The organism is Flavivirga jejuensis (assembly GCF_030540765.1).
In the GTDB taxonomy this organism is placed as follows: Bacteria; Bacteroidota; Bacteroidia; order Flavobacteriales; family Flavobacteriaceae; genus Flavivirga; species Flavivirga jejuensis.
In genome coordinates this window covers 123,399-144,756 of sequence record NZ_JAUOEL010000006.1, presented here as the reverse complement: position 1 = coordinate 144,756, position 21,358 = coordinate 123,399, and the positions used below count along the sequence as shown (strand labels likewise).

22 protein-coding genes are annotated in these 21,358 nt (G+C 30.0%); 13 read left to right on the top strand and 9 right to left on the bottom strand.

All coding sequences use genetic code 11. From position 1 onward, the window contains the following. Positions 1-98: 98 nt before the first annotated feature. From Q4Q40_RS16850 to Q4Q40_RS16840, 3 genes are all read left to right on the top strand, one after another. Positions 99-620, top strand: coding sequence for a hypothetical protein (locus Q4Q40_RS16850; RefSeq protein WP_303303103.1), 522 nt, complete (start codon positions 99-101; stop codon positions 618-620). 93 nt (positions 621-713) lie between these two features. Then, the gene (locus Q4Q40_RS16845) at positions 714-2,405 is read left to right on the top strand and encodes a hypothetical protein (protein WP_303303102.1); all 1,692 of its coding nucleotides are present in this window, start codon (positions 714-716) and stop codon (positions 2,403-2,405) included. A 396-nt stretch (positions 2,406-2,801) separates the two neighbouring features. Continuing rightward, positions 2,802-3,074: a hypothetical protein gene (locus Q4Q40_RS16840; protein ID WP_303303101.1), complete on the top strand. Its 273-nt coding sequence runs from the start codon at positions 2,802-2,804 to the stop codon at positions 3,072-3,074. A 136-nt stretch (positions 3,075-3,210) separates the two neighbouring features. Here Q4Q40_RS16840 and Q4Q40_RS24100 read toward each other — a convergent pair whose 3' ends face one another. Continuing rightward, positions 3,211-4,167 (bottom strand): bifunctional helix-turn-helix transcriptional regulator/GNAT family N-acetyltransferase, encoded by a 957-nt coding sequence (locus Q4Q40_RS24100; RefSeq protein WP_345027299.1) that lies wholly within the window; start codon positions 4,165-4,167, stop codon positions 3,211-3,213. Positions 4,168-4,356: 189 nt separating this feature from the next. Continuing rightward, the gene (locus Q4Q40_RS16830; RefSeq protein ID WP_303303100.1) at positions 4,357-5,373 is read right to left on the bottom strand and encodes a formimidoylglutamase; all 1,017 of its coding nucleotides are present in this window, start codon (positions 5,371-5,373) and stop codon (positions 4,357-4,359) included. A 110-nt stretch (positions 5,374-5,483) separates the two neighbouring features. Between Q4Q40_RS16830 and Q4Q40_RS16825 the strand changes: the two genes are divergently transcribed. From Q4Q40_RS16825 to Q4Q40_RS16815, 3 genes are all read left to right on the top strand, one after another. After that, entirely contained in the window at positions 5,484-6,368 is an 885-nt protein-coding gene (locus tag Q4Q40_RS16825; RefSeq protein ID WP_303303099.1) for a DUF8428 domain-containing protein, read from the top strand. A 381-nt stretch (positions 6,369-6,749) separates the two neighbouring features. Beyond that, on the top strand, positions 6,750-6,911 hold the full coding sequence (locus Q4Q40_RS16820; RefSeq protein WP_303303098.1) for a hypothetical protein: 162 nt from the start codon (positions 6,750-6,752) through the stop codon (positions 6,909-6,911). 3 nt (positions 6,912-6,914) lie between these two features. Continuing rightward, complete coding sequence (locus Q4Q40_RS16815; protein WP_303303097.1) at positions 6,915-7,490, top strand: Crp/Fnr family transcriptional regulator; 576 nt, start codon at positions 6,915-6,917, stop codon at positions 7,488-7,490. A gap of 187 nt (positions 7,491-7,677) precedes the next feature. On the opposite strand, the gene fumC is transcribed toward Q4Q40_RS16815, so the two are convergent. Further along, positions 7,678-9,075 carry a class II fumarate hydratase gene (fumC, locus tag Q4Q40_RS16810; protein ID WP_303303096.1) on the bottom strand — a complete coding sequence of 466 codons (1,398 nt, stop codon included), beginning with the start codon at positions 9,073-9,075 and terminating at the stop codon, positions 7,678-7,680. Between the two features lie 190 nt (positions 9,076-9,265). Here fumC and Q4Q40_RS16805 point away from each other — a divergent pair, with 190 nt between their 5' ends. Next, positions 9,266-9,907: a peroxiredoxin gene (locus Q4Q40_RS16805; protein WP_303303095.1), complete on the top strand. Its 642-nt coding sequence runs from the start codon at positions 9,266-9,268 to the stop codon at positions 9,905-9,907. Between the two features lie 92 nt (positions 9,908-9,999). After that, the gene (locus Q4Q40_RS16800) at positions 10,000-10,176 is read left to right on the top strand and encodes a hypothetical protein (RefSeq protein WP_303303094.1); all 177 of its coding nucleotides are present in this window, start codon (positions 10,000-10,002) and stop codon (positions 10,174-10,176) included. Between the two features lie 82 nt (positions 10,177-10,258). On the opposite strand, the gene Q4Q40_RS16795 is transcribed toward Q4Q40_RS16800, so the two are convergent. From Q4Q40_RS16795 to prfB, 4 genes are all read right to left on the bottom strand, one after another. After that, entirely contained in the window at positions 10,259-12,754 is a 2,496-nt protein-coding gene (locus tag Q4Q40_RS16795; protein ID WP_303303093.1) for a TonB-dependent receptor domain-containing protein, read from the bottom strand. Between the two features lie 84 nt (positions 12,755-12,838). Continuing rightward, a complete protein-coding gene (arsC, locus tag Q4Q40_RS16790) occupies positions 12,839-13,180 on the bottom strand; it encodes an arsenate reductase (glutaredoxin) (protein WP_303303092.1) in 342 nt (113 codons plus the stop codon). After that, positions 13,177-13,797 (bottom strand): HAD family hydrolase, encoded by a 621-nt coding sequence (locus Q4Q40_RS16785; protein WP_303303091.1) that lies wholly within the window; start codon positions 13,795-13,797, stop codon positions 13,177-13,179. The genes arsC and Q4Q40_RS16785 overlap by 4 nt, the downstream gene beginning before the upstream one ends. Beyond that, a protein-coding gene (prfB, locus tag Q4Q40_RS16780) for a peptide chain release factor 2 (protein WP_303303090.1) occupies positions 13,794-14,904 on the bottom strand; the annotation gives its coding sequence in 2 pieces (ribosomal slippage) (positions 13,794-14,840 and positions 14,842-14,904; 1,110 coding nt in all). Before prfB ends, Q4Q40_RS16785 begins: the two co-directional genes overlap by 4 nt. Before the next feature lie 246 nt (positions 14,905-15,150). On the opposite strand from prfB, the gene Q4Q40_RS16775 reads away from it, so the two are divergent. Genes Q4Q40_RS16775 through Q4Q40_RS16760 form a run of 4 tightly spaced genes read left to right on the top strand, consistent with a single transcriptional unit; the run spans position 15,151 to position 18,473 of the window. Continuing rightward, the gene (locus Q4Q40_RS16775) at positions 15,151-16,176 is read left to right on the top strand and encodes a glycosyltransferase family 2 protein (RefSeq protein ID WP_303303089.1); all 1,026 of its coding nucleotides are present in this window, start codon (positions 15,151-15,153) and stop codon (positions 16,174-16,176) included. Between the two features lie 12 nt (positions 16,177-16,188). After that, positions 16,189-17,157: an ATP-grasp domain-containing protein gene (locus Q4Q40_RS16770; RefSeq protein WP_303303088.1), complete on the top strand. Its 969-nt coding sequence runs from the start codon at positions 16,189-16,191 to the stop codon at positions 17,155-17,157. Further along, positions 17,147-17,812 carry an HAD family hydrolase gene (locus Q4Q40_RS16765; protein ID WP_303303087.1) on the top strand — a complete coding sequence of 222 codons (666 nt, stop codon included), beginning with the start codon at positions 17,147-17,149 and terminating at the stop codon, positions 17,810-17,812. Before Q4Q40_RS16770 ends, Q4Q40_RS16765 begins: the two co-directional genes overlap by 11 nt. A 10-nt stretch (positions 17,813-17,822) precedes the next feature. Beyond that, positions 17,823-18,473 (top strand): DUF8692 domain-containing protein, encoded by a 651-nt coding sequence (locus Q4Q40_RS16760; RefSeq protein WP_303303086.1) that lies wholly within the window; start codon positions 17,823-17,825, stop codon positions 18,471-18,473. A 44-nt stretch (positions 18,474-18,517) separates the two neighbouring features. Here the strand turns inward: Q4Q40_RS16760 and Q4Q40_RS16755 are convergent, their stop codons facing one another. Then, the gene (locus tag Q4Q40_RS16755) at positions 18,518-19,213 is read right to left on the bottom strand and encodes a hypothetical protein (protein WP_303303085.1); all 696 of its coding nucleotides are present in this window, start codon (positions 19,211-19,213) and stop codon (positions 18,518-18,520) included. Positions 19,214-19,223: 10 nt separating this feature from the next. Next, the gene (locus Q4Q40_RS16750; RefSeq protein ID WP_303303084.1) at positions 19,224-19,937 is read right to left on the bottom strand and encodes a hypothetical protein; all 714 of its coding nucleotides are present in this window, start codon (positions 19,935-19,937) and stop codon (positions 19,224-19,226) included. Positions 19,938-20,282: 345 nt separating this feature from the next. Between Q4Q40_RS16750 and Q4Q40_RS16745 the strand changes: the two genes are divergently transcribed. Next, positions 20,283-21,317: a glycosyltransferase family 2 protein gene (locus tag Q4Q40_RS16745; protein WP_303303083.1), complete on the top strand. Its 1,035-nt coding sequence runs from the start codon at positions 20,283-20,285 to the stop codon at positions 21,315-21,317. Positions 21,318-21,358 lie beyond the last annotated feature (41 nt).

Here is a 21,358-nt window from a genome sequence, read left to right as displayed (position 1 = left end):
TCCTTAAAAAGGAGGAGAATAAATAAAAAGAGTATTAACAAGTATGAGTAAGAAACTTCAAGCTTCCAACTCCGTACTTCAAACTAAAAAATAACAACATGGGACTAGATCTAATAATTTTTATAGCAGCAATTTTCTTTGGTACTTTTTTGTATTGGAAAGAATCTCGTGGTAATGGTTTATATCGATTTTTTAATAAAATTTTTAACTCGAAAGCATTGCAAATGAAACCCACAGATAAAAAGGGGTTTGTATATCAGCAATCATTCTTAGTTCGGTTGGTTTTTATTGGGTTTCTATTTTTAGTAGGTATCGTTATTACTCGGTTTTTAATTCCCATAGATATAGCGACTATTTCAATATTTGCTTCTATGATTGTTGGTACACTTGCTGGAACTTATTTGGCTAATTTTGTCTTTAAATCTGGAGAAGTTATCGAAGAAAAATCAGATTCCTTAGAAGATATTGTTCATGATACTATTGAAAAAGGAAAAGATTTTATTGAAGACCTAAAAACAAAAGAAACCGAAGAAATAGAAGATGTAGAGAAAATAAAAGAAGAACCAGAAGGAGAACAGAAAAGTGCTAGAGAACGATTAAAGGATAAAGGATTGTTGTAATTGTCATTCCTGCGTAGGCAGGAATCCACTTTGAAATAAGATATTAATAATATAATAAGATTCCTGCCTACGCAGGAATGACAAAAAGATAATATGATTAAAAGCTACTGGAACAGAGGAAAACGACAAAAGGTTAGAACAATAATTATTGCATTGATCTTGCTCATTACATTATTTGTTTTACGTGATGATTATCAACCAGCTTTATTATTTGTTAGGAAATTCATCTTCATCATTCTATTAAGCGCCATTGCTTTGTTTTTGGGTTTGCGAAAGTTTCGACGCTCGGCAAACACTGGAACACGTTTAGCTATTCTGGGATTATTGGTTGTTTTCTTCGGAATTTTATATGTAATAGGTTGGCACTTTAAAATGTATGATTATATGAAAACATACAATGTTTTTAATAATCTAAACAGGGTAGAGATTAATGAGCTACCTCTAACGCAGAACGAACGCATACAACCATTACGTAACGTATTCTCTATGGCAAATGAAAGTGTAGGAGAAACCAAAGATGTTTCATTACCACATTTAGTAAGAGTAGACGATGAGAATAAATGGACAATGGCTATACAACCTACAGAAAAGTACGTATGGCAAGGTATAACAGATAACACTGAAGAAGTTTTTGCAGTGTCTAGTACCACACCATTTCCCAGGTTTTCAAGTGAAAACAGAATTCCAGTAACCTTTTCGATAGGAGAATCATTAAAGTTTAGTAGAAACACCTATAATGCTGTAGTACAACGTTTCAACTTTTTCCAGTTATTTACACTGGAACCTAGTGATACCTATTATATGAAAAACGATACAGGTCAATGGGTGGAAGTTGTAAGTTTAATTAAATGGAAAGGCTTTTTATTTCCCTATCCAACCTTTGGGGGTGTTGTGGTTATTGAGAATGGTGAACATGATTTTAATGATTATATCGAACGTATTTTAATAGGAAAAGGAACTTATATAAGTCCTGAAGAGATGAAAAATCACCCGTATCTCACAAAACAAAATACATTAGCAGAAAAAGTATCACGTTTACAGGCGGAGTCCTTAAAGTTTTTAGGAGGATTTAGCGATCCGTTACCATGGAATATGGAAACAGCTGTTAAGATCCCTAATTTAGCAGACGATCAGAATCAACAACCATTTGTTACTGATTTTGATTTTTCTGATACTGAAACGGATGCATATAGTGGTTTATATCATTGGTTTGGCTTAGAACCAGTGGGGGATGCCCGTACCAGTTTAACCTTTAGTGTTTTTATACCAGCAGATGGTACCGATACCATTTATTATTACGATCATGCGTCTAAAAAACAAGGATATGCGGGTGTTTCAGCCATGCCTTTAAAAGTTATTGAATCTCGCAAAGAGTTTGATTGGTCGGTGAATAAACCTGTTGAGTTTAGACCATACATAAAAAATATTGCGGGAAGAAAACGCATGTTCTTCTTAGGTACTATATCAGCTGTAAGAGAAGGTTCTGGTAATTTTGATGGTTCAGCGACTCCAGATTTAGCATTGATTGATAGCGAGTATAGAGATGTTATTTGGATTGATGTTAAGCACCCAAGTCAATGGGATAAAACTGTTTACGACCAGTTGAATGAGGCTTGGAGAGCTAGTGAAGGGATTGGCTATTATTTTGTTGAAGACACTAAAGACATAGATCTTTCTGAAACGGTAAAAGATTCTGTAAGCATTATTCCTATAGTAGATGAAAAGGCTAAAGAAATTGAAAGATTACAGAAGCAAATTGATTCTTTGAAGGCTATGAAAAATTAAAACATATAATGGTTGTTACAAATCTTATTTTTTTGTTTTAAACTGTTCGAACGAACAAGATTTTATGATAAAAAGATAGATTTTCATTTTGATAAAATCCATTGTGATGATATTGGAATTTGTTTAATTGGAGAATATCCAAGATTAAATATAATTATGTCTCGATTTTTAAAAAGCATGAGTGGAATAGACTAACTTTTGAAACATTTAGCTTAGCTATATTGAATTTAATCAATTCAGAATTGATTGAGGTTTTTAAATATATTAATAATAAGGTTTCAGATGACGTAGATTAATATTAATACTATTAAATAAATAGTCTAGTGTGTTTGATAAACAAGTTAAAAGACAATAAAAAAAAGAAAAATCCTTTGAAAGATATTAACAAGAAGAGATATGTTAGCAGGACAAAATCTTAATAAAGAGGTTGTAAAAAGGCGCAATGAAAGGAAAAATAAATCGAGTGGTAAATTTGATAAGAAGAAACTACTCAACAAAAGATATGGGAAAAAGCTTGAATTTAATTCTCCAAACATAAGAGCATCAGAACTTGAAAGGTTAAAAGAAGGAATAAGAAGTAATCTTAAAAAAGATAGATTAAAGGATTATTTATTGTTTTTCATTCTTTTTTTGATTCTTTTTAGCTCGTTTTATTATTTCATGAATTAATTTCTATTTATTATTTAAGAAAAATATAATCCGTTTAAATAAAAATTTAAACGGATTATATCATTGGCTTAACTTAGATCCTTTGATAAATGAGTGTATTAAATATAAGTATTGTTCTGTAGTATAAACAATCTGGTTAATTTTTTAAATCTAATTCCATTTTAATATCACTTCGTTTATAGGGAGTGTCAGGTTCTAACGGTTTTTCGATAAACCCGTACTTTTTGTATATATAAATGGCATTCTCTAAAGTTGTATTAGAATAAAGGATAAGGCTTGGTAGTCCGATAGATTTAGCATAATCAATACAATACTGCATAAGTTGCTGACCAATTTTATAACCACGATGTTTAGGAGAGACAGCCATTTTTGTCAGTTCAGAAAGCCCATCGTCACCAATAGGCATTAAAGCAACTGTTCCAACAATCTGGTTGTTCATTTTAGCAAAAAATATATGACCTCCTTTATTAATAATATAGTGTTCAGGATTGCTTAAAACCTCTTCATCGTAAGGTTCTACATAAAAAAATGTCTTTAACCATTCAACATTCAGTTCATAAAAATCTTTAGCATATTGCTTTTCAAAAGAAATGATTTCAAGTGCTTTTGTTGTATTTATTTTAATATTATTAATGATGGTAGTACTAAAACTTTTGGTGTTAAGCTTATTTTCCAAAATATTTAAATGTTCAATTAATGAAGAAGAACTTTCTAGAGTATATTCTTTTATAACTTCATCAATACACTTCCATACAGGCCTAAGTTTTTCTAATACTTTATTTCCTTTATCAGACAAGAAGAGGATTTTTTTTCTTTTATCAAACGCATCTGTTTTGTAAATGATTAACCCTTTGTCATTTAATTTGTTAACGGCTTGAGTTATGGCGGGTTGTGTAAATTGTAATGAATTTTGTATTTCGGAATTTGTGACTCCTTTTTTATTTATAATTATCTTAAATATTGGGAATAGGTAAGGGTCAAAATCTATATTAAAATGATTGTAAACTAATTGTGTTTCTTTCATCAAATATTCACTTACTCTTTTAAGCCTAGATCCTAATCCTAACTCTCCATAACCACGTAATGCATCCATAATATTGTTATTTATATAAGTGCTTATGCAAATATATGTAATTACTAAATAATTTAATATAAATTTTTGCTTTTATAAAAGGGATTAAAGCTAGATCCTACTAAAAATGGGGAGCTTACCAACATAAGAGGTTCAGCTTACAATTTTAACGCGGTCTTACAGACTCCTAAACTGAGTTTTCCTGTTACGCTAATAGCGCGGACTAATAAAATCTGTAATTAAATAGGTGATGAGTTTTCCAATCTGTGCACTAGTCTTTTTATTTGGAGATGCTTCACAAATATGCAGATAGCAGGCATGTTCTTGCTGAGCAAAAAAGTTTAAAAACCGTCTGGTTTTGTTTACACTAAACCCACTAGGTGTCATAGCGCTACTGGGAATATTTTCAATAGCATCGCAATCTATTTCTATACCAAATGGTGCTTTAGAAATATGATTTAAAGCGCGATTTAATTCGTTTTTAAACTTTAATTCTTTTCTTATTTCTAAAGACTCAAACGTATTATATTTAATAGATTTTAATTTATTCAACGTTTTAAATAATTTATCTGAAGTATAATTTTTGTGTAAACCGAAAATAAAATAGTTTTTTAAAAAGCCTTCTGCGTATGCATAACTAAATCCGTTGCCACTATGCCGACCTTCTTCGGGTCTAAAATCGGAATGTGCATCAAAATTAATAACATTAATAGGTTTGTTTAATGCTAAGGAAGTTCCTTTAATATTTCCATAAGCATTATTATGTCCGCCACCAATAATGATTGGTTTTTTGCCCGCTAAAACGATTTGATTTATAATATATGACACATAGTTGTCAATTTTTGAAACTATTTTTCTCGCTTTTAAAATATCTTTTTTCTTAGAAATATCTAATTCTGAAATTTCTAACGCTTCAGAGGTAAAATCAAGATGCCCTAAAATTAAAACGTTGTTAGCTTTTGTATACTGGTTACTTTGAATGTTTAGCAAAACTTTAAGCGTGGCTTCCCAGGCCTTTGATGTTCCTGTTTTACCATGATTTGCAAATACTCCAACATCTTCAGGTAAACCAATTATCACATACATGACATCCAAATTTTTAAGTTGTTCGTATATATTGGAAATGTCGGTTAATATTTTAACATGTTGACCAAATTTGGATTCACCAAGGCGTTTGTTTAATAATTTATTTTGTGAAGAATTTTTAAATAAAACAAGTTTATCCATTTAAGTAATTAAATTTATAAGTACTAAAAATACATTATTATTTATTTATGGCATTAAAAAAAATCAACTATTAAAATTATAATAACACTAAATTTTAAAAACACGTAATTATGGAAATGAGCAAGAATGGCATGGGCCTTAAAATAGCATTAGGAGTAGCATTAGTTTTATTTTTAGGAACTGGATTTTATACAATGAATTTGTATAGAAGTAGTAACCAAGTAAAAGAGGATTTAATAGCAGAAAAGCAATTAGTCATGAACGATCTAAGTGCTATGGCAAAACAATATGATGTGGCTATTAACGAAAATGATGTAGCAAACAAAAATTTAATAGGAGCAAGAGAGCGTATACAAGGTTTAATTGACTCATTGAAAATGTCTGAAACAAACGTAAGAAGTTTGTGGAGATACAAAAAGAAATATCAGTCTTTACAAAAAGAAATGGATGTATTATTAGCGCAAAACGATTCTTTAAGAGTTGAAAACTCATATTTAGCGACATCTTTAGATAGTACTCGCGTTAGGTTAGAAGAGCGTAATATGTTTACTGATTCTTTATTAGTTCAAAATAATGCTTTAGCTGAAGTTGTTGAAAATGCAGCAGTTTTAAATACTGTTGGTTTAAAAGGATTCGGAGTTATTGAAAGAACATCTGGAAAATTAATACCAACAGAACGAGCGTCTCGTACAGATAAAATTAGAGTATGTTTTACTGTTGCTAAAAATGCTTTAGTTCAAGCAGGAGACCAAGAATTATATGTACAGGTTGTAGATCCTCAAAACAAAACTTTAGGTTTAAATGAGCAGGTTAATATAAATCAAAAAATATTAAGTTACAGTATTATTAGTAAATTTAATTATGAGAATACGAGTCTTAATATCTGTGAATTTGTAGCCTCAAAAGGAAAAGAGAGTTTTGCGAAAGGACGTTACGTTGTAAACGTTTTTAACGAAAGAGATTTGGTATCAAGTTCTGAATTTACTTTAAAGTAAATTATATATAACACTTAAGGACTAAGCCTCAAGTTTTTACTTGAGGCTTTTTTATGCAATAATTTTTCTTTTTAATTTTTACTGTATATAGGTCATCCTATGTTTGCGAAAGGATTGAATTTTAAATAATTAATCTCTAAAGATTCTTCAGTCGTACCTCTTCTGGATGACATTGGATTCGAGCTTGCCTATAGGCAAAGGAAGGGGGGCAAGAAATTCTTTATTTAATATATAAGAAAACACAAAAAAACATTAGTTTAGCACAAAATTTAACCTACAAAATTAATGTTATTGGGATTCACCAGAAAAAAAACTATTCATAAAATAGTTTGTGTTTCGTTATTCAAAAGGATACTTAATGGTGCATATAAACTTGTTTATGTGCAAATTACAGAGAAATTGATTGATAATGACAGAGAAGGTATTATTTTAGAATGTACAGAAATACCATTAGGTATAAAACAATCTAATGTATTTTCACCTGTTTTCAATACGATCACTATACAGGCTCCTAATGCGTTTGAGACAGCTTTAAAACTATAAGCAATGAATCCAAATGTCATTTTTTTAAATTCATTTTTAGATGTTTCGGAAGAAACTTTTGAAAAATTAACAAGCATATCAACGTTTAGAAAAATAGAGAAAGGTGTTCAAATAGATAAATCTGGGGAGATTCCCAGTAAAATTTATTTGTTAATATCTGGAATTATGCGCGCTTACCTGAGTTCTGAAACAGGAAAGGAGTTTAATAAGAATTTTTTTATGCCTTTTAGTTTTGTTGGATCACTTACAGCTTTGATAAAAAAACGGCCTTCTAGGTTAACTTACGAAACACTTACAGAGTGTAAAGTATATGAGTTAAATTTCGATGATATTATTAAATTTTGCAAAGAAGATATTCTTATTAGTAACCTGTATAGCAAGGTTTTAGAGCGTATTTTTATTAGGTACGAAGAGCGGCAATTGGAGTTTATTTCAATGGATGCTACAGAGCGGTATTTAAAGTTACGAAAGAAAATCCCAGGAATAGATGGTTTAATTCCACAATATCATATTGCATCATACTTGAGTATAACCCCAGTTCAATTAAGTAGAATTAGAAAAAAAATTGACAAAAATTAACATATGTTAATTTTTAGTAATATCTTTAATTATATATTTGGAGATATCCTTTTAATTTTAAAGTTAAAAGATTGATATATAGCTAACCAACCAAAAAAAACAGGTAATATTTATTACCTGTTTTTTTATGTTATTCTAATTCCTTAATCGAAAAGAAGTTGGTTTCAAGAAATTCTTTATTGGAAATTTATTTTAAGCTTCCAACCATATCTTCGGGTTTTACCCAAGCATCATAATCTTCGGCAGTAACATAGCCTAAATTAATAGCTTCTTCTTTTAAAGTTGTACCATTTTTATGAGCAGTATTTGCGATCTCTGCAGCTTTATAATAGCCAATTTTTGTATTCAAAGCTGTTACAAGCATTAAAGAATTATTTAATAATGTAGTAATTACTTCTTTATTAGGTTCTATACCTACGGCACAATTTAGATCAAAACTCACACAAGCATCTCCAATTAATTGTGCTGAATGTAAAACGTTTGCAGCCATAACAGGTTTAAACACATTTAATTCGTAATGTCCTTGCATGCCACCTACAGAAACAGCGACATCGTTCCCCATAACTTGAGCACAAACCATCGTTAATGCTTCACATTGGGTTGGATTAACTTTCCCTGGCATGATAGAACTCCCAGGTTCGTTTGCAGGAATAATAATTTCTCCAATACCAGAACGCGGACCAGAAGCCATCATTCTTACATCATTTGCAATTTTATTTAAAGAAACAGCCAATTGCTTTAAGGCTCCATGTGTTTCTACTAAAGCGTCATGAGCCGCCAAAGCTTCAAACTTATTTGGAGCTGTTACAAATGGCAAATTTGTAAATTCAGCAATATATTGTGCTACAAGTTTACTATAACCTTTAGGTGTATTTAACCCAGTACCAACAGCAGTACCACCTAGTGCCAATTCGCTTAAATGAGATAAAGTATTTTCTAAAGCTTTAATACCATAATCTAGTTGAGCAACATAACCAGACAATTCTTGTCCGAGTGTTAGTGGAGTCGCATCCATTAAATGGGTACGTCCAATTTTTACAACGTTTTTAAAATCTTCAGATTTCTTATTTAAAGTATCCCGTAATTGTTTTACGCCTGGAATCGTAATTTCAACTATTTTTTTATAAACTGCAATATGCATTCCAGTAGGGAAGGTGTCGTTAGAAGATTGTGATTTATTAACGTCGTCGTTTGGTTGAATCGTTTTTTCTCCTTCTCCAATTATTTTTCCAGCTATTTGATGCGCTCTATTAGCAATGACTTCATTCGTATTCATATTACTTTGAGTTCCCGATCCAGTTTGCCATATAACTAAAGGAAATTGATCATCATGCTTACCTTCTAATATTTCATCACAAACATTAGCGATTAAATCACGTTTTTCAACAGATAAAGCTCCAAGTTCACAATTGGTATATGCGGCAGCTTTTTTTAGATAAGCAAACCCGTAAATTATTTCTAATGGCATGGAAGCCGAAGTCCCAATTTTAAAGTTGTTTCTTGATCGTTCGGTTTGAGCTCCCCAAAGCTTGTCTGCAGGAACTTTCACCTCACCCATAGTATCTTTCTCTATTCTGTAACTCATCTCTTTTAATGGTTTAATTTTAAGCTGTAAAGTTAATTGTTTTGAGCTGTTTTTTTATATGATATTTGTTAGTTTTTTTAAAGACTTTTTTAACATTTATACAATACCATTATTTTAAATAGGTCTTGTAAAAAGAGTATCTTAGCAAGAGATTAAAAACAATTCTATAAAAATTTAAATTTTTAAACATATGGCAACTATTAGATTAGGAGACGAAGCACCAAATTTCACAGCCCAATCAACAGAAGGGACTATTAATTTTCATGATTGGTTAGGGGATAGTTGGGGGATTTTATTTTCACACCCAGCAGATTATACTCCAGTTTGTACAACTGAGTTAGGGACGGTAGCAAAATACAAATCTGAATTCGATAAGCGCAATGTAAAAGTTGTAGCATTAAGTGTTGATGGTGTTAACTCGCATCATGGCTGGATAGATGATATTAATGAAACACAGGAAACAACCGTTAATTTTCCTATTATAGCAGATGAAGATAGAAAAGTATCTGAATTGTACGATATGATTCACCCCAATGCAGATAGTAAATTAACAGTACGATCGGTTTTTGTTATTGGAGCAGATAAGAAAGTTAAATTAACAATAACGTATCCTGCTTCAACAGGTAGGAATTTTAATGAATTATTACGTGTTATAGATTCTTTACAATTAACGGCATATCATAAAGTAGCAACTCCAGCAAATTGGAATAATGGTGATGATTGTGTTGTTGTACCTTCTGTGGCAACAGAAGATATTCCAGGTATTTTTCCAAAAGGTTTTAAAGAAGTTAAACCTTATTTAAGAATGACACCACAACCTAATTTAGATTAGGAATGAATCATTAATAAATTTTAATTTGATATTGTATAACAAATAGCTTTGCATTATCTTTGCATGAGATTTATAAAAGACACGTTACAATTATGTTTGATTTTGATCAATATTTAGGATTTTTAGCTTTTTTAACCATATTAACGATAGGATTTTGGTTAATGATATTTCTATTAACCTTCGTTATCCCTTATTGGATTGGAGGTGCTTTAATTGAAAGATTAAAAGAAATGCGTGAAGAGAAAAAAGCAAAACGTCAAAATTCATAACATTATTTGACTAAAGTTATATTTAAACACAAAAAAGGAAGCTATTTTAGCTTCCTTTTTTTGTGTTTATATGTAAATGGTCTTAGCCTTCAAAATCAAAGTCCCCATTATCATTACCACCACGTCGTTGATTTTCACGTGTTTTCTTTTGGTTAAATCGGTGTGTGTATGATATGTTGAAACTACGCATTCTTCTTTGAAATTCGGCATCGCTATTAAAAGAATCTGTAAATGATTCTATAACACGCTTTTTACTGTTAAACACATCGTTTATAGAAAAAGCTAATGATGCTTTGCTATTAAATAAGTCTTTACTAAAGGCCAAATCTGTTGCAAACATCTCTTTGCGTATGTTTTGGGCATCTTCACTTGGTCCCATATAAAATAAACGGGTTTGCCAATCGATATCTCCTGGTAATGTATACTTATTATTTATTCTGGCAAACCAACTTAAATTATTTGCGTCATAAGTAACATCATTATAATTACCTCTGGTTTTAGAGTCAAATAAATTGAAGTTCCCATTTAAACTCCATTTTTTATTTGGCTTATAAGTAAGCGTAAACTCAAAACCAAAACGATCATTAGTTGCTAAATTTATTGGTGTTCTTCTAATTACTGGGAATTCAGAACCATTTATTATTGCAAAATCGCCTGTAGTTTCTGTGATAAATGTAAATACATCGGTAGAACGACTATAGTATAATGATGAGTTTAGTGTTAGTTTTTCAAGGCTATTTAAATAACCCAGATCTAGTGTGTTTGAGAAACTAGGATTTATATCTGGATTTCCTTGAAAAAGATTCGTAGCACTGCTTCTAGACGGGAATGGGTTTATATAACGAGAACGAGGACGACTTATTCTTCTATTATACCCCAGCGTAATACTTTGATCTTCGGAAATCTCATAAGCTAAATTTATAGTAGGAAAAAATTCAATATAATTTTTGCGATCGAAATCGCTACTAGTAATTTGGTTTATAGTAATACGTGTAGCTTCCATTCTTAATCCTAAAAGGAATGAAAATTTATCTTTTATTTTGCTTCCAAATTGTGAATAAGCAGCATTTACATATTCTCTATAAATAAGATTATTACTTGCGTCTGTATCTAAAACAAAAACATCATTTTCATTAAACTTAAGTGTGTAATCTGTATTTAATTCATTAAAAGTTCCTCTGTAACCGCCTTCAAATTGGCTATTTTTTCCAATTGGGAGTACATAATCTGTTTGCAAAAGAATTTCATTCTGCACTTCGAAAGTTCTAACGTCTTCTGCATCATCACCATCTTGAGTCACTATGGCATTTTCATCTTCTTCGCTAGTTTCATATTGAAAATCGAATGTTAATTTGTGTTCGCTATTTCCATTAAATTGCTTATCGAAATTAACAGAGTATTGAATTGTTTTGTCATCTTCTAATTCTGGTTCCAAACGAATAGATTCACTTAATAAGTTTCCATTTGAATCAAGCTCAGTAATGGTATTGCTTGTATCAGAAGTATTATCACTATTTCTATATACTACTGAAGTTGTTAATGAAGCAGTATCATTTATATACCATTCTAATCCAATATTTGTGGTAAGCCCTTTTCGTTGTCTATCAAATTTTCGTTTTTCATTAATAAAAGTATCAGGATCATCAACATTAACCATTAAATCTCCATCAAAATATTCATTAAAATAGTGTGTTTCTGTTAAAGCATTTCCTGGAGATTCTCTATAGCTGTATCCAGTGGTATTAAAAAAATTAAAATCACCAGTTCTGTAATTAATATTACCAGAGACTCCTGCAGAATTTGGATACCCTGCATTGGTTGTTATTGCTCCATTTAAACCTTGCAGCTTACTTCTACGCAATATAATATTTAAAATTCCAGCAGTACCTTCTGCATCATAACGAGCCGAAGGGGAGGTGATAACTTCAACTCTTTCAATTGCTTCGGCTGGGAGTTGCTGTAGGGCATCTGTAGAATTTAAACCAACTAACCCCGAAGGCTTTCCGTTAATTAAAATACGAACGTTATCATTACCTCGTAGGGCTACATTACCTTCAACATCTACAGAAACTGATGGAACGTTGTCTAAAACATCACTAACTGTTCCTCCTTTAACCGTTAAATCTTTTCCCAGATTATAGATTTTCTTATCAAGTTTTAATTCTACTGTGGTACGCTCGGCGATAATTTCAATTTCATCAAGCGATTCTAGATCGATCTCTAAAAAGAAAACTCCTAAGTTTATATTGGATTCGATTTTTTTGTTTGGAAATGTTAGTGTTTTAAACGAGATATATTCAATAGAAATATCATAAACGCCTTTAGGAATAGGAATACTAAACACGCCATTAATATCGGTAATACCTCCTGCTACAATTTTGTTTTTTTGTTTGTTAAAAAAGGAAACTGTAGCATATTCGAGAGGATCTTTAGTTTCCTTATCGAGAACTTTTCCTGTTATTGTAACATCTTTTGATATTATTGATGCTGTGTTTGAAATGTCTTTGCTTTTTGGTTGCGCATAAGTTACAAGTATGCCCAATAGAAGCATAAAACCAGTTAGAGTGGGTTTATTCATTAATAATTTTTGCTATTAGATCGCAAAAACAACTTAAGGTTTAATGGTGAAAGGTTAAAATTGTGTTAATAAGAATATAAAATATTAGATGATATCTAGTATTTTTTCGGGAGGTCTGCCAATAATAGCTTTTTTACCATTAATAATAATGGGACGCTCTATTAGTTTTGGGTTTTCGACCATAGCAGTAATAACGGCTTTATCACTTAGCGTTTTGTTTTTAAACTTTTCTTTCCAAATAGCTTCATTTTTTCTAACTAATTCTATAGGTTTTATGCCTAATAGCGCTATTAAGCCTTGTAATTCTTTATAACTAGGAACGTCTTCCAGGTATTTAACTATTTCAAATTCTTTTCCAGATTTTTCAAGTATTTCTAGTCCGCAACGTGATTTACTACAGCGATTATTATGATATATTTTTATCATTGTATATGGATGTTATAATTTTTTAATTGTTGAATAAGTTGTTCTGGAGATTTAAAATGAATTCCGTTAATGCCTAAATTGTTAGCTGCTTCGATGTTTCTTAAGTTATCATCAATAAAAATCGAGTGCTCCGCAGTTATATTAAAGCGATTTAAAGTGATGTTATAAATGGCATCAAAAGGTTTTCTGGTTTTTTCGTCACCAGAGACAATAATACCTTTAAACCATTGTAAAAATTCAAATTTATCCAGAGCGATAGGGAAGGTTTCACTGCTCCAATTGGTTAGGGCTACAACTTTATATTTATTAGATTTTATAAGTGATTCAAGAATATCTACAGTACCACTTATTGCTTCTCCTAACATCTCTACCCATCTGCCATAAAACATTCTAATTAAAGTTTCATATTCAGGAAAAAGAGCTACCCGTTCTTCGGTTGCTTTGGCCATAGAGTATCCTGCATCTTGATTTTCGTTCCAATCGTTTGTGCAAATATTATCAAAGAACCATTGCATTTTTTCGCGGTCTCCATTAAATTCATCTAAAAAAACATATTCAGGATTCCAATCTATTAAAACCCCACCGAGGTCAAAAATTATAGTATCTATTTTATTCATAACTGATTATCGTCTTCTACTTTTTGACCCATCGTCATTAAATAAGATTTTAAGAAGGCTTCAATATTACCATCCATAACAGCATCAACATTACCAGTTTCATGAGCAGTTCTTACATCTTTTACTAATTTATATGGGTGCATCACATAATTACGAATTTGACTTCCCCATTCAATTTTCATTTTACCTGCTTCAATATCTTCACGTTGTGCTAATTGTTTTTGAAGTTCGATTTCATACAACTGAGATTTTAGCATTTGCATAGCCCTGGATCTGTTATCATGTTGTGATCTTGTTTCTGAACATGAGATCTGGATACCGCTAGGTTTATGGGTTAGCTGTACTTTAGTTTCAACTTTATTTACATTTTGTCCTCCAGCACCACTAGATCTAGCGGTTGTAATTTCTATGTCTGCAGGATTGATGTCAATCTCAATGGTGTCATCAACTAACGGATATACATAAACAGAAGCAAAACTTGTATGTCGTTTTGCGTTACTATCAAAAGGAGAAATTCTTACTAAGCGGTGTACACCATTTTCGCCTTTTAACCATCCAAAAGAAAAATCGCCTTCAATTTCTAAAGTGACTGTTTTTATACCAGCTACATCACCTTCCTGAAAGTTAAGTTCTTTTACTTTGAAACCATTTTTTTCGGCATACATTAAATACATTCGCATTAACATACTAGCCCAATCACAGCTTTCGGTACCACCTGCACCAGCTGTAATTTGTAAAACAGCACTTAAGCTATCACCTTCTTCAGAAAGCATGTTTTTAAACTCAACATCTTCTAGTAAATTGGATGCTTCGTTATATAGTTCTTCAACATCTTCTATAGTAGACTCTCCTTCTTTATAAAACTCGTAAAGCACCTCTAGATCTTCTAAAAGTGTTTTTATTTTGTTATAATCTTCGATCCATTTTTTCTTAACTCGAAGCGATTTCATAATCGTTTCTGCAGCTTTTGGGTCGTTCCAGAAGTTGGGATCGAAGGTCTGTTCTTCTTCGTTTTGTATTTCTATAAGTTTGGCATCTACGTCAAAGATAGTGCCTAAGTTTATCTAGGCGGGTATTAAGATCTTTAATTTGATCTGAAGTAATCATATTTATTCTTGTTTTGCACAAAAATACAATATAAACATAGATATATATATGTTTTTATAGGAGAATTCAACAGATAATCGAGTTTATTGATACTTTATAAATTAAAAATTTATATTTAATTGCTATTAACTTAAGGGGGAACATTTTACATCTCATCATCTCAATTTTTATAATCATTAAAGTACAGCCTTTGTTGTTACTTATCTTACTAGCTATCTAAGAAATAATTTTAAACAAATTAGCGTATTGAGATTAAGCATCATAATTCCTGTTTATAATGTAGAAAAGTACATAGCTAGATGTATTGAAAGTCTATTAAGTCAAGATTTAGATGAAAATGACTATGAAATACTTATAATTAATGATGGATCGAAGGATGGTAGTCTTTCTGTAGCAAAACAATTTAGCGATAAACACTCAAATATTATTATTCATAATAAGGAAAATGGGGGTGTTGGCAGTGCTAGAAATAAAGGAATAGATTTAGCTAAGGGTAAATATGTTTATTTTATCGATCCTGATGATTATTTAGCTAATAATGTATTACGATTAATTTTAGATCATAGCGATGCATATGAGTTAGAGATTTTAACATTCTTGTCTACAGGAACAAGTCTTTTTAGTTTACACGAATCTGCTTCAGACAGAAATAAGACTTATGCATTAAATAAAATGAATGGGCTAGATTATATTGGAAGTATTGGCTATAAAAGTGAAGTTTGGTGGTATATTATTAGTCGGGATTTTTTAAAGAAAAGTGGTGTTAGATTTATAGAAGGACGATGGATGGAAGATGCTATTTTTACAACATCTTTATTTATACAAACTCATTTTATAGCTCAACTACCAATAGACGCACACAGGCATGTAAAAAGAGTGGGCTCTGCGATGACAAATAGAGAACCAGAGCACTATTTAAATGTTATATACGACAATGAGAATGCAGCATTAGTATTTAATTCGCTTATTGAGAGTATTAATAATTCTAGTAATAAAAACGGACTTTGCATTAAAAGATTAAAAGCAAGACAACAATCTTTTGTTTTTTTTATGATGATAAGAATATTAAAATCCACAATAGAATTAAAACAAGTTAAAATAATTATTAATAATATGTCTCGAATAAGAGCATACCCTCTAAACTCTTTTTTAGGAAACGATTATAATGGAATAGCTTACATTTTTATCTCTAACATATTTAATGTTAAGCGTTTGTATTATATTATTTTTTGGGTGATAAACCCGTTTTTTAGAAAAAGGACATTATTATAAACCAACGATTATATGAGTAATATTTTAATAACTTCTGGAGGAAGAAGAGTTTCGCTAGTTACAGCATTTAAGAAAGAACTAACTAAAATTAACCCTTTAGCTAAAGTGTTTGTTGTAGATGCATTCCCTGGTCTCTCTGCTGCAAGCCAAATTTCAGATAAATCATTCAAGATTTGTGAGATTGAAGATCCAGCTTATATAGATTCATTGTTAAAAATATGTATAGAAAACAATATACGTTTAATAATTCCTACCCTAGATACAGAACTTTTAGTATTAGCAAAGAATAAGAAGAAATTCTTAGAATTTAAGATACAGTTGGTATTATCGAGCAAAAAACTTATAAAAAAATGTAATAATAAATTAAAATCTCAAAGTTTATTTAATGAATTAAATGTTGGAGTACCCAAAGTTTATTCTAAAGATAATTATAAACTTCCCATATTTATAAAACCAATTAATGGCAGTGGCAGTGATGAAAATTACCTTGTTAAGAATGAAGACCAAATATCTAAATATCACGAAAAGAATGATCTCCTTTACTTTTTTGAATATTTGGATCATGATGTTTATGATGAATATACATGTGATTTATATTATGACAAAAACAGTATTTTAAAATGTGTGATACCACGAAAACGGATAGAAACACGTGAGGGAGAAGTAAGTAAAGGCGTTACAAAAAGGAATCAAATTATATCATTAATAGAAACTAATTTTATGCATTTAAAAGGCGCTAGAGGATGTATTACTATTCAATTGTTTTTGCATAAAACAGATAAAAACATAATGGGTATTGAGATTAATCCAAGATTTGGTGGCGGGTTTCCATTGTCATATTTAGCAGGAGGGAACTATCCAAAATGGTTAATTCAGGAGTATCTTTTAAATGAAACATTGAGTTATTATAGCGGTTGGGAAGAAAATTTATTGATGCTTAGGTATGATGATGAAGTTTTAGTACATGATTATGAGAAATAAAAAAATAGTTGTTTTTGATTTGGATGATACGCTTTATAACGAAATAGACTTTTTAAAATCTGCTTTTAACGAAATAGCTATAAAGATCTCAAATGCGATCCACATTAATAAAGAGCTTATAAGTAGTAGGATGCTTGATTATTTTTATGACAATAAAAATGTTTTCATAGAAATAATTAAAACCTATAATTTAGAATTTACTGTAGAAGAATTGTTGAGCATATACAGAAATCATCAACCTAGTATAAGTTTGTCAGAAGACAGAATATCTGTGCTAAACAATTTAAAAAAAGCAAATATAGATCTTGCATTATTAACAGATGGGAGAAGCAGGCAGCAACGAAGTAAGATTATGGCATTAGGGCTTAGTACTTGGTTTTCAGAGATTTTAATATCTGAAGAATTTGGTAGTGAAAAACCTAATATTAATAATTATAAACATTTCGAAAATGTGTTTGGTATCGGTCAGTATTTTTACATTGGAGACAATCTTAAAAAAGATTTTATTACACCAAATAAGCTCGATTGGATTACAATTTGTTTAGCTGATAATGGTTTAAATATACATGAGCAGAATGAAGCTTTATTAGCAAAAGAGTATTTGGCAAAACATACTATTACTGATTTTTGTCAAATTGAAACTATAATTAAATAACAAACAAAAAGTGACGATAAAAGAAACTTTTAGAGATCTATACAAATCTGTTTCAAGTAATAAATCATTATTGGTTTTATTACTTGTTACAGATTTCATGTTTTTAATATTACATACTCTATATGTGCATAATATAATAGATGGGAACCCTTATTTTTCAATAGAATTAGATTTAGGATACTCTGAATTTTATCAATACATGAAAGAATTTTGGATATTTATGTTATTTCTTTTTATAACATTAAGAAAAAAGCATGTCATCTATTTTGTTTGGGCATTATTCTTTTTGTATTTGTTATTAGATGATTCTTTGGCCATTCACGAAAATTTTGGAAAATATTTAAAAGGATATTTTAACATGCAACCGAGATTTAATTTACGCCCTCAAGACTTTGGAGAAGTTTTGGTTTCATTTTCTGTTGGATTTCTATTTTTAATATTATTTCTATTTTCATATTTTAGAATAGATATAAAAGGAAAAAAAGTCACAAAAAATATTTTTGTCTTAGTTCTGTTACTGGTCTTTTTTGGTGTTTTTATTGATCTTCTTCATATAGCAATACCTTACCATAGTAATAGGTTTTCACTCGTTGAAGATGGTGGTGAAATGTTTGCGATGAGTCTTATTTTATGCTATGCTTTTTATTTGAATAAAGAATAATAATTGACCAAACCACTCCTAGACGGAACCGAGTGCAAAAAAAATCAATTTGAAAAGGTCTCACTTCTTAATTTCTTAAAGTTAAGCCATAGGTATAAAAATGAGCTGCCAGCTATTAAAAGTTCAATAAATTCAGAAGTTTTTACTATTGCAAAATCGTATTTAGAACTAATTACAATAATATCTTGTATAAAATCAATGACTCCGTGACAAAAGATAATTAAAAACCAAGTAAAAAGAACTGGAGGAACGCTTATCTTATTAAATTTAGAAAAGTAGCCTAATACTATTCCAAAACCACCTCCTAAACCGAAAATGATTCGTAAAACTTCTGAATGCCCTTGCATTCCTTTTAAATTGTGAAGCGTGGTTTCTCCTTGCATGTTTATTTTTGACCATTCTTCGGGGGTTTCAAAGTGGAAAAACCACTGTCCCCATGCAATTTCTTCCATCGCGATTAGTATTAAACAAATAGAAAATAAAGTATAAAATATTCTTACATAAATTTCTAAATCTTTTTTATGCTTATAAACAAAACGAATACCATAAATACCTCCTATTATAAAAAGAAAGAAAGTTAATAACTCAACTGGGGAGTTTTCTTCAAGTAGCCAAAAACCAAAATTAGAAGTTGCTGGAAAAATAAATAACAACCCCATTAGAATCGACATAATTATTGGAGCGATTAAAATGATGTTATTTGTCTTTTTAGTTATTTTATATGTATTATAATTGATCATTATCAGTGAGTTATTGCGTTTTTATTAATTGTTTAAGGTATCTAAAATTCAAGAATAAATAAAGGAATGAACTTATACCTATTAAAAGCTCTACTAATTCTGAGGTACTCCGTATTTCATGTACATAATTATCACTAATTTGAATCCAACCTTCACCTTCCATAAAATCAATAAAGCCCATAAATACAATAATTAAAAACCAACTAGCAAGTATTTTTGGAGCCCCAATTTTTTTTATTTTCGGGTGATTTCTTAATACTACACCTATTATCCCACCAAGTCCGAAGATTATGCGAAGAATTTCATTATGTCCACCCATAATTTCTAAATTATGCAATGTTGTTTCTCCTTGCCTATTCATTTTAGCCCATTCGGTTGGAGTCTCAAAATGAAAAAACCATTGTCCCCAAGCAATTTCTTCCATAGCAACAATAATTAAAAAAAAAGAAAATATCCCATAGAAAATAAGAGGGCCAGACTCTAGATATTTTCTTAGCTTAAATGAATTATAAGCACCAAACAAACCACCAATTATCAAGAAAATAAAAGTAAATATTTCTATAGGTCTATTTTCTGAAACAAGCCAGAATCCAAAACTTTTAGTAGCAGGATTAATTATAAATATTAAAAAACAGAGTGTCATAATTATTGGAGTAATAATTATAATTTGAAGTACTTTTTTTGGAATATTGTATGACACTACGGATTTAGAAATACTCAGCATATAAATATTTTTGTATGAAATTAATTACTATTTTTTGGTTAAATATATAAATCTTTATTAAGTTAACGTTTTTTAAACCAATAATTTAATATATAAGCTATAACGCAAATAATCACTTTTAATCTAAAAAGTTCTGGATTTTTTAGCGATAGTATTAGCTTAGTGAAACTAAGAAACTGTTTAGGTTTTGTTTTTGAAATTAGTTTGGGAGGATTAGGTTCTCAGTCAAGGCAAAATAAAAGCGAATAGCATCGCTATTAAAAGACATTTTGCTGCAGAAATAGGGCTTAAGACAACAAAATAAACTAAAGGATAAAATTTAAACAGTTTCTAAATTAATATAATATGTTATTAAGTATTATAGTGCCTTTTTATAATGCAGAAGCATGTATTGAACGATGCTTGAATAGTTTAGTAAATCAAAATCTAAATACCGATAATTATGAAATTATACTAATTAATGATGGGTCTACAGATAATGGATTACATGTTATTGAAGCGTTTAAAAAAAAACATCATAATATTAATATTTATAGTCAGGCTAATCATGGGTTGGGGGCAACAAGAAATATTGGAATAACTTTAGCAAAAGGGGAGTATATATATTTTATTGATGCCGATGACTATTTGGCTTTTAATACATTAGATGTTATTTTAAATTGTCAAATTAAATTTGATTTAGATGTATTAGGTTTTTTATCACTGCCTACATATAAATTGGATTTATTTAATTCAAAAACAAAACAGCTAACAAAAGATATTGAAGTATTAAAGGGAACAGATTTTTTGATTAAAAATAAGCATCACGATTTAGGAGCTTGTTGGTATTTAATAAAGAGAAGCTTTTTATTAAATACAGGATTTAAGTTTGTAGAAGGCAAGTTTTTTGAGGATGTCGTATTTACATTTAATATTTTTTTGCGCTCAAAAAGAGCTGCGTTTTTGCCAATAGATGCCCATAGATATGTTGAAACACAAACCTCAATAACTAATAATGACAATCCAGAGCACTTAAAGAAAATAATAGAAGACTATACTAGCTTAATCTATAGCTTGAATGTGCTTATAGAAGAGGTGTTAAAAGAAAATGATAGCAATGCTTCAACAATTATTAAGAATATAGAATTTAAGAGGAGTGTAAATATTTATTTTATGTTTTATAAAATTATTAAATCTAACATTTCAGTTAAAAGAATTAATGATCTATTGAAAGCGTTTAATAAGATAAATGTCTATCCTTTGAATAATTTTATAGGAGATCAATATTTTCATAGAAAATTTAAAATAACCGTCTTTATTTTTAATCATAAATACCTTTTCTTTCTTTTATTATACCCTCTTAGGTTTTTTTACAAGTTGGGACTCATAAAACTTCTTTAAATAATATGTTACACGCTTTAAATATTATTCAAAATTAAATG